Annotated in this window: 12 protein-coding genes; 8 read left to right on the plus strand and 4 right to left on the minus strand. The window is 59.0% G+C overall.

Annotated features, from left to right (window positions below):
- Window positions 1-4: 4 nt before the first annotated feature.
- Window positions 5-1,876 (minus strand): glycoside hydrolase family 3 N-terminal domain-containing protein, encoded by a 1,872-nt coding sequence (locus FLT43_RS05070; protein ID WP_087441877.1) that lies wholly within the window; start codon window positions 1,874-1,876, stop codon window positions 5-7.
- Window positions 1,873-2,727 carry a carbon-nitrogen family hydrolase gene (locus tag FLT43_RS05075; RefSeq protein ID WP_087441878.1) on the minus strand — a complete coding sequence of 285 codons (855 nt, stop codon included), beginning with the start codon at window positions 2,725-2,727 and terminating at the stop codon, window positions 1,873-1,875. Before FLT43_RS05075 ends, FLT43_RS05070 begins: the two co-directional genes overlap by 4 nt.
- 168 nt (window positions 2,728-2,895) lie before the next feature.
- Between FLT43_RS05075 and FLT43_RS05080 the strand changes: the two genes are divergently transcribed.
- From FLT43_RS05080 to mtnB, 8 genes are all read left to right on the plus strand, one after another.
- A complete protein-coding gene (locus FLT43_RS05080; protein ID WP_087441879.1) occupies window positions 2,896-3,396 on the plus strand; it encodes a type IV secretion system protein VirB6 in 501 nt (166 codons plus the stop codon).
- Window positions 3,397-3,517: 121 nt separating this feature from the next.
- On the plus strand, window positions 3,518-4,708 hold the full coding sequence (locus FLT43_RS05085) for a pyridoxal phosphate-dependent aminotransferase (RefSeq protein ID WP_087441880.1): 1,191 nt from the start codon (window positions 3,518-3,520) through the stop codon (window positions 4,706-4,708).
- Window positions 4,709-5,228: 520 nt separating this feature from the next.
- A complete protein-coding gene (gene proB / locus FLT43_RS05090; protein ID WP_373994965.1) occupies window positions 5,229-6,314 on the plus strand; it encodes a glutamate 5-kinase in 1,086 nt (361 codons plus the stop codon).
- Window positions 6,315-6,356: 42 nt separating this feature from the next.
- Window positions 6,357-7,604, plus strand: a complete 1,248-nt coding sequence (locus tag FLT43_RS05095) for a glutamate-5-semialdehyde dehydrogenase (protein WP_087441882.1) — start codon at window positions 6,357-6,359, stop codon at window positions 7,602-7,604.
- 82 nt (window positions 7,605-7,686) lie between these two features.
- Complete coding sequence (gene proC / locus FLT43_RS05100; RefSeq protein ID WP_087441883.1) at window positions 7,687-8,568, plus strand: pyrroline-5-carboxylate reductase; 882 nt, start codon at window positions 7,687-7,689, stop codon at window positions 8,566-8,568.
- Complete coding sequence (locus tag FLT43_RS05105; RefSeq protein WP_087441884.1) at window positions 8,565-9,782, plus strand: 2,3-diketo-5-methylthiopentyl-1-phosphate enolase; 1,218 nt, start codon at window positions 8,565-8,567, stop codon at window positions 9,780-9,782. The genes proC and FLT43_RS05105 overlap by 4 nt, the downstream gene beginning before the upstream one ends.
- Window positions 9,779-10,444 (plus strand): 2-hydroxy-3-keto-5-methylthiopentenyl-1-phosphate phosphatase, encoded by a 666-nt coding sequence (locus tag FLT43_RS05110; RefSeq protein ID WP_244194141.1) that lies wholly within the window; start codon window positions 9,779-9,781, stop codon window positions 10,442-10,444. Before FLT43_RS05105 ends, FLT43_RS05110 begins: the two co-directional genes overlap by 4 nt.
- Window positions 10,441-11,085 (plus strand): methylthioribulose 1-phosphate dehydratase, encoded by a 645-nt coding sequence (gene mtnB / locus FLT43_RS05115; RefSeq protein WP_087441885.1) that lies wholly within the window; start codon window positions 10,441-10,443, stop codon window positions 11,083-11,085. Before FLT43_RS05110 ends, mtnB begins: the two co-directional genes overlap by 4 nt.
- Before the next feature lie 590 nt (window positions 11,086-11,675).
- Here the strand turns inward: mtnB and FLT43_RS05120 are convergent.
- Both FLT43_RS05120 and asnS read right to left on the minus strand, forming a co-directional pair.
- On the minus strand, window positions 11,676-12,377 hold the full coding sequence (locus FLT43_RS05120) for a DnaD domain-containing protein (protein ID WP_087441887.1): 702 nt from the start codon (window positions 12,375-12,377) through the stop codon (window positions 11,676-11,678).
- Window positions 12,378-12,579: 202 nt separating this feature from the next.
- Window positions 12,580-13,875: an asparagine--tRNA ligase gene (gene asnS / locus FLT43_RS05125; RefSeq protein WP_087441888.1), complete on the minus strand. Its 1,296-nt coding sequence runs from the start codon at window positions 13,873-13,875 to the stop codon at window positions 12,580-12,582.

The following is a 13,875-nucleotide window of genomic DNA, read 5'->3' on the forward strand; positions in this document are numbered from 1 at the left end:
CTGTCTAGGGCATCGTCACCGGCAGCTTGCCTGCGGGCGGTTCGGCAGAGAATAGCGCCTGAACCCCGGCGCGGAGATTGCTGGCCGTCGTCCCGTAGACAGCGATGCCGAGCGGGATATCCGGCAGTTCAGCGATATCGTAAGGCGTCCCGACCGACAGCGCCGCAGCCGTAATGCCCTGCTCCGCGGCAGCCTGGAACCAGCTTCTCGCCGTCTCCGCGCTGGTGCGGTTATGATGCAGGTCTTGCGTAACCCAGACCGCGATCGTCCCGGTCGGCCATTGCCGGGTCGATGAGGCTTCCATTGGCGTCCGCGCTTCGACCTGGATGCTCCCCCCGGCCGCAGAGGAAGCGGCCGCTTCGATCTCGCGCTGTACGCGCTCCAGCACCGTCCGCTGATCCCCGATGAGGATGACACGGCGGCCGTCCCCGCGAAGCAGCGGCAAATTCGTCTTCACTCCGCTCCCCCATGCGGTCGCGGCTTCGGACGCGATGCAGTCGGCCGTCTGCTCCGCCGAGCCTGATTGGAAATATGCTTCGGCTCCCCGGATTGCATCCTCCAGCGGGACGGGCGGGGAGGCCGTGTCCGGCAGCAGGCCGTACTTCCGCTTCATCCGCAATATTCTGCGGACGCTGTCGTCAATCCGGGCGGCCTCAAGCTCGCCGGCATCCACTGCCCTGCGGATCGCGCTCGCCGCCGCGGCCGGCTCCGGCGGCATCAGGAGCATGTCCGCTCCCGCCTTCACCGCCATGACCGCCGCTTCCTCGCTTCCAAAGTGATCGGCGATAGCCTTCATATTGAGCGCATCCGTCACGATAACCCCCTGGAAGCCAAGCTGTTCGCGCAGCACGCCGGTCAGCAGCTCGGGCGACAAGGTCGCGGGCAGCGTAACCGGCTTCCCGTCCAGCTTCGAGACGGCTGTCGCCGGCTCCAGCTGCGGCACTTGAATATGTGCGCTCATAATCGCATCGACGCCTTCCGCGATCGCGGCCCGGAATGGCACCCATTCGACGGATTCGAAGCGTGAGAGGCCGTAATCAAGCTTCGGAAGCCCGATATGCGAATCGGTTGCCGTGTCGCCATGCCCGGGGAAATGCTTCGCCACCGCAGGCAGCCCGGCGGCATGCATACCGCCGATGAATGCCTTGACGAAATCCGCAACCTGCGCCGGATCCGATCCGTATGAGCGGAGGCCGATGACCGGATTGTCCGGATTGCTGTTGATGTCGGCGACCGGGGCGAAGTCGAGATTAAGCTCCAGCTTGGCGAGCATCTGGCCGAGCACTTCCCCTGTCTTGGCGGCCGCTTCCGGGCGCCCCGTCGCGCCGATCGCCATATTGCCGTTCATCGCCGAGGCGAAGGGCAGCCGCGTGACGATGCCGCCCTCCTGATCGGTGCTGATCCATAACGGAATGGCAGCCGTCTGCTGCAATTGGCGATTCAGCGTCAAGACCGTGCGGATATCGGGAATATCGCCGCGGAACAGGACGACCCCGCCAGGATGGAGCTGCTGCATCGCTTCCACCAGTTGGACGCCGCCGGCTTCTTGGGCGACCGCCTCCACATCGACCATTAGCATTTGACTAATCCGCTCATCGAGCGACATGCCAGACAGCGTCCGTTCAATGAACTCCCTTTCCTTCTTCTGTTCGGCGATTGTTCTTTCGTCCCCGCTTGGCTTACCGCCCGGTAACGGCGGGGCATTGCCCGCACCGTTACCGGGCCCGCCCCCAAATCCTGCCTCAGGCTGAAGCGCGAACCAGACACCGAGGCCAACGGCCGCAGCAAGCAGCACCGAGGCCAGAATAATGAGCTTCCGCTGGAATCCGCCTCGCCGTGTCCGGCCGTGCCGGTTCGAACGCGAAGGCGTGCTCATTCCCTCTCCTTGGCCGCAATGACCTGCCCGCTTCCGCGGTACAACGCTTCCCGCCGATCCGCGAAGACCGGAATGCGGCTGCGGACCTCCTCTACGGATGACAGCGGGATATCTGCGTAAATATCCGTCTCTTCTTCTTCCGCCCCTGCGATGGGTTCTCCCCAAGGATCAAGCACGACCGAATGACCGAAGAAGGCGGACGCCGTTCCGTCCGCACCTATGCTTGTTCCGACCCGGTTGCAGGCGGCGACGAACATCTGATTCTCAATCGACCGGGCCGTCAGCAGCATGCGCCAGTGGTATAGGCGCGGATGCGGCCATTGGGCCGGCACGAACAGCACCTCCGCGCCGTCGAGGGCCAGCGTGCGGGCCAACTCCGGGAAGCGCAAATCGTAGCAAATGATGGCACCGCACGCCACACCATCCAGTTCAAAGCGTCCCAGCATGTCTCCCGCAGTCAAATACGAATGCTCATCCATCAACCGGAACAGATGAATTTTATCGTATTGAGCTGCAATCCGTCCCTGGCGATCCGTTACATACAGGCGGTTATAGAAGCGGCTTCCCTCACGTACCGATACCGATCCTCCTACAATATTCACTCCATACCGGGCGGAAAGCTCCGACAGCAGCTCCCGCGCCGCTTCCCCTCCGGGATCTGCCAATTGATCGAGCTTTTCCAACGCATAGCCCGTATTCCACATCTCCGGCAGCACGATGACATCAGGCCGGCCTTCCGGACTGTCCATCACTTGCTCGATGCGGCGCTGTACACGGTCGACGTTGCGATCCGGCTCTCCGATGCTGACATCCATTTGAATCAGGCATATTCTCCATGCTTCCGGCTTCATTCGATTGCCACGCTCCTTCGTTCGGTCCAGTTTTTCCACACTTTCCTTCATGATACCTTTTCATGGAATGGAGTCAAGCCGGACACACTAAAGAAGGTCTATAGGTTCGTGCTCAACAACGACTCTCTGAACCTCTATTACGGCACCGAGATGAAAGGAGTTTTCCTTATGATAAGTCAAGCAATTCGAGCTGCTGCTGCCGCGCTGCTGATCGGAATCTTCGCTTGGACCGCCGCCGCCGGCGCCTTCCCTGCGGAATTCGAGCCCGGGAACACCGCCCCGTCGGCGAAGGTTCCTCCCGTTCAGCTGTTCGACATGCAGCAGGAACGCATTATTAAGACGATTCCGAACCAGGAAGAACATCAGGCTGCCGCCCGGGAATGGCTTCAATCCGTTACCGGCCTCGCTCCCCAGATGACGCTCGACAGCCGCTGCGGCTATATCGTCCGCATCCCGCTGGAAGCGCCCGTAGAGATCAAGCTCCCGCCGGGGCCATTGAAGACGAAAGATGTTTTCTTAATCTACTGTCCGGACAAAGATCCGTTGCTCCTGGTCTTCTCCGAGCAGCGCAAGCCGTTCCTTCTGCGTATTTCGTCGAACGTGAAGCCGTTCATGCAGAAGTTGCTCGCTCCGGCCTCCCCGAAGCAAGTGACGCCTTCCAGCAGCTGACCCTCGGGACGGCTGCTTCCTTTTCATCGTATTAAAAAGAGGTATATACACTTCCGGAAAAACATGTTAAATTATCGTTAATCTTCGCGCTTGGCGATATATGTGTCTGGAGTGATTGACGATGAAGCCTACTATACCCCAAATCGTGCCGGCAGATCGGATGAACGGTCTGCCGAAGCAGTTCTTCGCCACTCTGGTTGCGCGCGCCCAAGCAAGGGTCGCAGCCGGTCATGATGTTATCAATCTCGGACAAGGCAATCCCGATCTGCCGACTTCTCCGCATATCGTCGCCGCCCTGCAGGAAGCGGCTGCCAATCCGTTATATCACCGCTATCCCCCGTTCCAAGGCTACCGCTTCCTCAAGGAGGCCGTCGCGGAACGGTACATGACCGATTACAGCGTCGAGCTGGATGCGGATACCGAGGTTGCCGTTCTCTTCGGCGGCAAGACCGGGCTCGTAGAGATCAACCAGATATTACTGAACCCGGGCGACGTTTGTCTTGTTCCGGATCCCGGATATCCCGATTACTGGTCCGGCGTCGCGTTGGCCGGAGCGGAGATGGTCATGATGCCGCTGCTTGAGGCGAACGGATATTTGCCGGATTATGAGCGGATTGACACCGCATGTCTGGAACGGGCGAAGCTGATGTTCCTCAATTACCCGAACAATCCGACATCTGCAATCGCGGATCGTCGGTTCTACGAAGAGACGATTCGCTTCGCTGAACGGAACGGTATTGTCGTGGCAAGTGATTTCGCCTATGGCGCGATCGGCTTCGACGGCCACCGTCCGATCAGCTTCCTGGAACTCCCGGGAGCGAAGGAGGTCGGCGTCGAGTTCTATACGATGTCCAAAACCTACAATATGGCCGGCTGGCGCGTCGCCTTCGCCGTGGGCAACGCCGAGATCATCCGGCTCATCAATCTGATGCAGGACCATATGTACGTCAGCCTGTTCGGCGCGGTGCAGGCCGCAGCGGCGGCCGCGCTCACCGGACCGCAGGACTGCGTCCGCGAGCTGTGTGGGGCCTATGAATCACGGCGCAATGCGCTCTACGCGGCGCTGCATCGCATTGGCTGGAACGCGCCGCCGCCGGCCGGCTCCTTTTTCTGCTGGCTCCCTGTGCCTGCCGGATTCTCGTCGGCGTCCTTCGCCGATCTGCTGCTGGAGCAGGCGAATGTGGTGACCGCTCCGGGCATCGGATTCGGCGGGCACGGCGAAGGATATGTCCGGCTGGGCCTGCTCGCGCCGGAGGAGCGGCTGATCGAGGCGGCGGAACGCATCGGAGCGCTCGGTCTGTTCGGCGGCTGATACGGCATCCGATCTGCTGTGAATGGACAACGTTCCGCCCAGCGTTGACAATCCGTAGCTAGCGGCCGCTTTACACGTCTCAGAACCGCATGGTATTCTAAGGGTAACCGCGCCGCCGCAATGGAACGGCAGGCGCCGGATACATGGAACGCGATGACAGGACCAGTACGTAACCAAGTCATGCCCAGAGAGCGGATGCCCCGGCTGCAAGCACCGCCGTTGACCGTTACCGAACCTATCCTTGAGCGGTCGGCGTAAGCGATGAATCGTGAAGCTGAACGGCAGCCCCGTTATCGGCAGGAAGCAGGAAGCGGAGCAATCCCGCGCAAGGCCGTTGATCATGAGCAGCATCATGCTGCGATGGCCGGCAGACGCGAGGATGATGTCCGTCTTCAACAAAGGTGGTACCGCGGAAGTTCAACTTTCGTCCTTTATAGGACGAAAGTTTTTTTATATTCCGCAACAGGTATAGAAGCACGCAGTATAACGGCAGGAAGTGATTGAATTGCAACGCATCGTAATGAAAATCGGCAGCAGTTCCCTTACGTCGGACAATGGCGGCCTTGATCGCGCTCGGGTCTCCTTCTATGTCCGGGAAATGATCTCCCTGCGCCAACGCGAGGCCCAGGTTGTGCTGGTCACCTCCGGAGCGGTAGCGGCCGGGTTCCGGCATATCGGATACCGGGAACGGCCCAAGCAGCTGCACGAGAAGCAAGCGGCCGCCGCGGTCGGGCAGGCTCTGCTGATGCAGGCGTACCAGGAGGAGCTGCAGCTGCATGGAGTCCCTGCGGCCCAGATTCTGCTCACCCGCTCCGACTTCGCGAACCGCCGCCGGGGCCATAATGCGTATATGACGCTGCAGGAGCTATTGGCCAGAGAGGTCGTCCCGATTATTAATGAGAATGATACCGTCTCGGTCGAGGAGCTGAAATTCGGCGATAACGATACGCTCTCTGCGCTCGTCGCCAATCTGGTTCACGCGGACCGGCTCATTATCGTCACCGATACGGACGGCTTATATACGGCCGATCCGCGGACAAATCCCGAGGCGACCCGCTTCGAGCGCGTCGATCAGATTGACGAGGATCTGTATGCGTATGCCGGTGGAGCAGGCTCCTCTGTAGGCACGGGCGGGATGCGGTCGAAGCTGGACGCGGCACGTATCTCTATGCGCGGGGGGGTCCCCGCATTTGTCGGCAAGGTCAATGAACCGGGCGATCTTCTGCACGCGGTGGATGGCGACGGGAAGGGGACCTATTTCGACACCCATTTTCATGCGCTGCCGATGAAGAAACAGTGGCTCGGATTCCATTCGACGGCGCATGGCCGCATCAGTGTCGATGCCGGGGCGGAGGAGGCGCTGCTGGCCAAAGGCTCCAGCCTGCTGCCCGCCGGCGTCCGATCGATCGAAGGCGAATTCCATTCCGGCGATGTGGTCGAAGTCATCGGTCCAGATGAGCGGCTTATCGGCAGAGGCATCGTCAATTACGATTCGGATCAGCTGCGCACGGCGGCCGGCTGGTCGAGCGACGAAGTGATGAAGCGGATGGAAGTGAACCGGATCGAAGTCATTCACCGGGATGAATGGGTTACCCTGCGTTCCTAATGTTTCGGCAAAAATAGATTTTTATATGGAGGAGGAACTACGATGAGTGAAGTGCGTAACAAAGCCGGGCTCGCGAAGCAAGCGGCCCAGATTATGAACCGGTTGACCACGAAAGAGAAAAATGCGGCGCTGCACCAAATGGCGGATAAACTGCTGGAGCAAGAACGCTCCATTATCGAAGCTAATACGAAGGACTTGGAGAACGGCCGGCAGCAAGGCACCTCCCCTTCCCTGCTCGATCGGTTGGCGCTGAACAGCGCCCGCATCGAAGCGATGGCGGAAGGTCTGCGCCAGATCGCCGCTCTGCCCGATCCGGTGGGCGACGTGCTGGACACGTTCACCCGTCCGAATGACCTGCGGGTCGAGAAGATCCGGGTCCCGCTCGGCGTCATCGGCATGATCTATGAAGCACGGCCGAATGTCACCGTCGATGCGGCCGGCCTCTGCCTGAAGACCGGGAATGCGGTCGTCCTGCGGGGCGGCTCGGCCGCGATGGAATCGAACAAGCGCATCGTCGCCGTGCTGCACGAGGCGCTTGCCGGGACGGCGCTCCCGGCGGATGCGCTGCAATTGATTGAAAATCCGGACCGCTCCTCGGTCGATGAGATGCTGAAGCTGAACGGACTGCTCGACGTCGTCATCCCGCGCGGAGGCGCTTCGCTGATTCGGAATGTCGTGCAAAATGCTACCGTTCCGGTGATCGAGACAGGTGCCGGGATCTGCCATACGTACATCGATGAATCGGCCCGCCCGGCGATGGCGGAAGCCATTGCCGTCAATGCGAAGGCTCAGCGCCCATCGGTCTGCAACGCCATGGAGACACTGCTCGTGCATAAGTCGTATGCGGAACAGCATCTGCGGGCGCTGCTGGACCAGATGCGGGCCCAGGATGTCGAGCTCCGCGGCTGCGCGCAGACGCGTGCGCTTGACCCTTCGGTAGCGCCCGTGGCCGAAGCGGATTATGCGACTGAGTACAACGATTACATCCTCAATGTGCGCATCGTTGATTCGCTTGATGCCGCCTTGGAGCATATCGCGCGTTACGGCACGATGCATTCGGAGTGCATCGTTACCGAGAATGCGCGGCATGCCGAGCGCTTCCTGCAGGAGGTTGACGCCGCGGCCGTCTATCACAACGCCTCGACCCGCTTCACGGACGGATTCGAATTCGGCTTCGGCGCCGAGATCGGCATCAGCACCCAGAAGCTGCATGCACGCGGACCGATGGGATTGCCGGCTCTAACCTCAAGCAAGTACCGAATCTACGGAACAGGACAGATTCGTTCCTAACAGGATAGCGTTGCTAACAGAACAGATTTGTTCTTAAAGAGAGAAGCTTAGCAAATCGATAGGGATAGGAAGAGAGAGAGGAATGATACTGATGGACAATCGACATACACATATAACCGACTCGTTCCGCTCGCTTCGCATCGGCATTTACGGGGCCGGTTCCATGGCGGAGGCGATTATTCGCGGCCTGACGGAGAAGCAGCTGATCGCGCCGGACCGGATCGCGGTCGTGAACCGGAGCAATACCGAGCGGCTGGAGGAACTGCAGCGGCGTTACGGCGTTGCCGCCGATAATTCTCCGCAGGGCAAATCACGGCTGCTGCAAGCAGCCGATATCGTCCTCCTCGCCGTCAAGCCGAAAGATGCGGCAGGCGCACTCGCCGAGCTGAAGACCTGCCTTCAGCCGGGTGCGCTCCTGCTCTCGGTCGTCGCCGGGCTCTCCATCGCTACGATGCAGCGCATTGCAGGTCCGGTTCCCGTCGTGCGCACAATGCCGAATACATCCAGCTCGATCGGCCTCGGCGCCACCGGCGTCTGCTGGTCGGAAGAGACGTCCGCTGAACAGCAGGAAGCTGCGCTTCATCTGCTGCAGGCCGTAGGCTACGCAACCGTGGTGGCCGAGCATGATCTGAATATGGTTACCGGCCTATCCGGAAGCGGCCCGGCATATGTATACTATTTAATGGAAGCGATGATCGCGGCGGGCGTCGACGGCGGGCTCTCCGCGGAGCAAGCCCGCGAGTTGACCGTGCAGACGGTTCGGGGCGCAGCCGAGATGGTGCGGCTAACCGGAGAAGAGCCTGCCGATCTCCGGCGCAAGGTGACCTCTCCCGGAGGGACGACGGCAGCCGCGATCGAGACGCTGGAGCAGTACCAATTCCAGCAGGCGCTGCGTTCCGCTATCCACCGCGCGGAAGCCCGCGCGCAAGAGATGGGTGAACAAATTGGGAGGGAGACATATTGAAAGCACATTGCACCGCCACGTATCGCATTTATGACGATCGGGCCGACTTCGCCAGCAAGGCGGAAGGCATCGCCGTCGGTATGACGGTCGGCAGTTGGACCGAGCTGCCGGAAGCGCAAAAAGCGGATATGGCCAAGCATCTGGGACAAGTCCTCTCTGTCGTGCCTTGCGAATCCGACATCCCGGGCGAGCGGTATGCGGATATTACGATCGCCTATCCCGACGTCAACTACAGCCGGGATCTTCCGGCGCTGCTCGTGACGATGTTCGGGAAGCTGTCTATGGATGGACGCATCAAGCTGATGGACATCGAATGGTCCGATACGTTCAAGCAAGCGTTCCCCGGACCGAAGTTCGGCTTGGACGGAGTGCGGAAGCTGGTCGATGTCCATGACCGGCCGCTGCTGATGAGCATTTTCAAATCCGTTATCGGCTATGATCTGCCGGCTCTTGCCGAACAATTCCGGCAGCAGGCCTTGGGCGGGGTCAATATCATTAAAGACGACGAAATTCTGTTCGAAAATCCGCTGACGCCAATCGAACGCCGGGTGAAGGCCTGCATGGAGGCGGCGGATTCCGTCAGCCAGCAGACCGGCCAAAGGCTGCTATATGCGGTCAACCTGACCGGGCCGACGTTCAAGCTGCGGGATCAAGCGCTGCGCGCGATCGAAGCCGGAGCCAATGCCTTCCTGTTCAATGTGCTGGCCTACGGCTACGATGTGCTGCACGCGCTCAGCTCAGATCCGGATATATCGGTGCCGATCGCGGCGCATCCGGCGATGGCCGGCAGCATGTATCCGTCGCCGCATCACGGCATTGCGGCCCAATTGCTGCTCGGCAAGCTGATGCGGCTCGCCGGAGCGGATCTGGTGCTGTTCCCGTCACCATACGGCTCCGTAACGATGCCGGCGGAGGATACCTTCGCCATCCGCGATGCGCTCACCCAGCCGGATATGGCGCTGCTGCGCAGCTTCCCGGTGCCGTCCGCCGGCATCCATCCAGGCATCGTGCCGCTTATCATTCGCGACTTCGGCACCGATGTCATTGTCAATGCGGGCGGCGGCATCCATGGGCATCCGCTCGGTACCGCTGCCGGAGGGCGCGCATTCGTGCAAGCTATCGACGCCGTCATGCAGGGCAAGACACTGGAAAGCCGGGCAGCCGATCAGGAAGAGCTGCGGGCCGCGATTCAAGCATGGGGGGTGAAGCAGTGAGCCGGGGCCAACGACGGGTCATCTTCTGCGATTTCGATGGAACGATTACGGAGAACGACAATATTATCGCCATTATTCGCCACTTCAACCCGCCAGGCTGGGAACCGATTGTCCAGGACGTCTTGGAGGAACGCATCTCCATTTCTGAAGGCGTCGGGCAAATGTTCGCTCTGCTGCCATCATCGATGCGGGATGAAGTCATCAGGTTTGCGCTCGGACAAGCCGTCATCCGGCCGGGGTTCGAGGAATTCGTCCGCTTCTGCCGCGACAGCGATATCGCGCTGTACGTCACGAGCGGCGGCATCGATTTCTTCGTCTACCCGCTGCTTGAGCCGTTCGGCATTCCTTTCGATCATATCTATTGCAACGGAAGTGACTTCAGCGGAGAGTCGATTCGGATTACATGGCCGCATCCCTGCCAGGATCCGTGCCAGAACAAATGCGGCATGTGCAAGGCAACCATTGCCCGCCGCTTTCCGGAGGAACAATATGAGCGGATCGTTATTGGGGACAGCGTGACGGACTTCGCGGCAGCGAAGCTGGTCGAGTTCGTCTATGCGCGGGCCCAGCTTATCAGCAAATGCGAAGAGCTGCATCTTCCTTATGCGCCATTCGGGACGTTTTATGATATTATCGAGCATCTGGGAGGTTCGGCTTCATGATAGACATCCGGTTAACTATCGAGGAAAAGCAGCACGCCCTTGCCGAGCTGCGCAGCATCAAGGAACAATTCGCAGCGCGTCATTGGTTTCCCGGGACGAGCGGCAATCTGTCCGTTCGCACGGGGGACATCGAGGAGGGGCGTTTTCAATTCGCGATTACGGCCAGCGGCAAGGACAAGTCCGTACATACGACGGAGGACTTCCTATTCGTGGATGAAGCCGGACAGCCCTGTGAGGCGACCCGGCTCCAGCCAAGCGCGGAGACGCTCATCCACTGCGAGATTTACCGGTTAACCGGGGCAGGCGCCATTTTTCACATTCATACGGTATTCAATAATATCGTGTCCGAGATCTATGGGGACGAAGGCTATATTCCCGTCCAAGGCGTGGAGCTTATCAAAGCTTTCGACATCTGGGAGGAAAATGCGCGGATCGACATCCCGGTCATTCCGAATTACGCTCATATTCCGAGCATCGTTCCCTGCATTAGGGCCAAGCTCAATCCGGACATCCCGGGCGTCGTCCTGCGCAACCACGGCATTTACACTTGGGGGGCCAACTGCTTCGAGGCGAAGCGCCATCTTGAGGCGTTCGAATTTCTGTTCGAGCATGTCTATCGAATGAAGGCGCTGGGACGATAGCCATCACCTTCGATCGCTTGGGAAGACTGATCTTCCAAGCGATCGTATTTTTTTCCGGAAGCCGCTGCGGAAGTTATGCTCAAGAGATAGCTGGTCACGCGGCGGCCGTTACGCAGCCAGCCCTTTGCTCCATTCTCCCCTTCAATCAGGTACATAATCGGAGGTTTGCTCTTCTTCTATCCCCTTCTCAAAAAAGGCTCCCTCTCCCCCTGCCCGCAACGCCATGCACCTGTCAAAATGATACCGTTATCCGTGTTACATGACGTTTCTAAGAGTGCGGTTGTGTGAAAAGTGTGAAGAATCGAAGCTCCTCCGGCATCCCTGCGTGCTTGTTGCTTACGAATTAATCCCCCTTGATCAGATGGAGTCTGAGCCGAAGGGAGAGTATGCATAAGCGCCATAACACGGCATAACTCAACATAGCACTATATCACCTCGCGGAAGCGCTCGCGCTGCTGGAGGAGCGGACAGACATTCGCCATCACTAGTCCGAAGCTGCGGCTCCTCCAACAAGAATACCCCCGGCACGATGAGTCTCTCTCACTCGTGCCGGGGGTTACGGTGAAGCTATTCTTGGCAGCGGCTCATGCTCAATTATCGGAAGGAATGCGCAGCTTCCCGGTGGAACGGAACCGCTGCGTGTACACCTTAGCGTCCTCGATCGTGCGGACGCGGTTGCGGCTCCACTCAAGCAATATCCGATCGATGTAGCGGAAATACACTTTGCCGGCGAATACCGCTTCCTTCAGCGCCAGCAAAATCAGCTCTTCCGGATACCGGTCTTCGTCAATCCAGCCGGCAATCGTCTCGCACTCCATCGGGGAGAGGGGACGTCCGAATTCCTTCTCGAATATATTAAATAGATTCGGAGGCTCCGCGTCGGACAACGGCGCCGCCGCCCGCAGCCGCTGCCGTTCTGCCCGGATTTCCTCAGCGGCTGCCAAGGCGAGCTTTTCCCACAATCCGGTCAAATTGTATTGCTCGTACTGGACATCCGTCGCTGGATCAATGTTGTCGTCTATACTCAAAAAACCTTCTTTCATCAGCTTCTGCAGCGATTTGATAACCGCATCAGGAGCTGCTCCCATTCGTTCCTGCAGTTCGTCGATTGTCGGGAACTCCTTCATCTCCTGCTGCTTGAAGCCGATGAGGTGAATGAGCAGCATCACATCCGAATCGCTCAACTTCCATTGCTTATAGTAACGCAGCAAATGATACGGCACGCTAATGCTGCCCGATTGCAGGCCTAGCGCCAACCCTTTGGCAAAGGTCCGGAATCCGTCTACACTCACCAAGGTACCTCCTCTTCCCAACATACTCTCCTTATTGTCGCACAAACGAATGCTTTTGGTAAGGCTTACATTGATAATGTTTCCAAAAAATTCATGAACTTGTGTAACAGTAATCCCGTATCACCGAAGCGATACGGGATAATATGCTAGCTATCAGGCCGTGCCTAGCGGCGCCATGCGGCGCTGCGCAGCATACAGACCGTTATGGATACAGACGGTACAACAGGCGCGGGAACGGAATTGTCTCCCGAACGTGCTCAAGCCCGCAAATCCACGCCACTGTGCGCTCCAATCCAAGACCGAAGCCGGAATGAGGCACGGAACCGTATTTTCTCAAATCAAGATACCACTGATAAGCTTCATCGGACAGCTCATGCTCGCGGAAGCGCTCCTGCATCAGCTCCGGATCGTCGATACGTTGCGAGCCGCCGATAATCTCGCCATAGCCTTCTGGCGCGATCATGTCGGCGCAGAGCACGACTTCCGGACGGTTCGGATCCGGCTTCATATAGAACGCCTTGATCGATGTCGGGTAATGCGTAATGAACACCGGCGTCTCGTATTTCTCGGCGATCGCCGTCTCATGCGGCGCTCCGAAGTCTTCGCCCCACGGAATGTCGTGGCCTTGCTCCTGCAAAAACTGAATCGCTTCATCATACGTGATGCGCGGGAACGGACCTGTCACCTTCTCCAGCTTCGAGACATCCCGTCCTAGCGTATCGAGCTCGGCGCGGCAGTTCTTCAGCACGGACTGCACGATATGGGCTACGAATTGCTCCTGCACCCGCAGGTTCTCTTCATGATCGACGAAGGCCATCTCCGGCTCGATCATCCAGAACTCGATCAGGTGTCGCCGGGTCTTCGATTTCTCAGCGCGGAACGTCGGGCCGAACGAGTACACCTTGTTCAGCGCCATCGCCGCAGCTTCCATGTAGAGCTGCCCGCTCTGGGTCAGGAACGCGTCTTCTTCAAAATATTTCGTATGGAACAGCTCCGTCGTGCCTTCACAAGAGGAAGGCGTCAAGATCGGAGGATCGACCAGCGTAAAGCCATGCTCGTCGAAAAATTGCTGCACCGCGCGAATAATCTCGGCGCGAATCGTCAGGATGGCGCGCTGTCTTGGCGCCCGCAGCCACAGATGGCGGTGATCCATCAGGAAGTCGACCCCATGCTCCTTCGGCGTAATCGGATAGTCCTCCGTTAACTGGATGATCTCGACTCCGGTTACCGTCATTTCATAGCCGGACTTGGAGCGCGGCTCTTCCCGAACGATCCCTGTAAAATATAAAGAACTCTCCTGTGTCAAGCTCTTGGCCGCTTCCCATACCTCTTCCGGCACTTCACTCTTCACGACGACACCTTGGATGAACCCGGTGCCGTCCCGCAGCTGCAGAAATTGAATCTTGCCGCTGGAGCGTTTGTTATGCAGCCAGCCGCCGATGCGAACTTCTTCGCCCACATGGCGGTTGACATCACGGATGACACATGTGGTCGTCAT

Source organism: Paenibacillus thiaminolyticus, assembly GCF_007066085.1.
Taxonomy (GTDB): Bacteria; Bacillota; Bacilli; order Paenibacillales; family Paenibacillaceae; genus Paenibacillus_B; species Paenibacillus_B thiaminolyticus.

Bases quoted from the DNA above. Each gene is read 5' to 3' on its own strand.
- FLT43_RS05070 (WP_087441877.1), bottom strand. From the start codon at position 1,876: ATGAGCACGCCTTCGCGTTCGAACCGGCACGGCCGGACACGGCGAGGC.
- FLT43_RS05075 (WP_087441878.1), bottom strand. From the start codon at position 2,727: ATGAAGCCGGAAGCATGGAGAATATGCCTGATTCAAATGGATGTCAGC.
- FLT43_RS05080 (WP_087441879.1), top strand. From the start codon at position 2,896: ATGATAAGTCAAGCAATTCGAGCTGCTGCTGCCGCGCTGCTGATCGGA.
- FLT43_RS05085 (WP_087441880.1), top strand. From the start codon at position 3,518: ATGAAGCCTACTATACCCCAAATCGTGCCGGCAGATCGGATGAACGGT.
- proB (WP_373994965.1), top strand. From the start codon at position 5,229: ATGAAAATCGGCAGCAGTTCCCTTACGTCGGACAATGGCGGCCTTGAT.
- FLT43_RS05095 (WP_087441882.1), top strand. From the start codon at position 6,357: ATGAGTGAAGTGCGTAACAAAGCCGGGCTCGCGAAGCAAGCGGCCCAG.
- proC (WP_087441883.1), top strand. From the start codon at position 7,687: ATGATACTGATGGACAATCGACATACACATATAACCGACTCGTTCCGC.
- mtnB (WP_087441885.1), top strand. From the start codon at position 10,441: ATGATAGACATCCGGTTAACTATCGAGGAAAAGCAGCACGCCCTTGCC.
- asnS (WP_087441888.1), bottom strand. From the start codon at position 13,875: ATGACGACCACATGTGTCATCCGTGATGTCAACCGCCATGTGGGCGAA.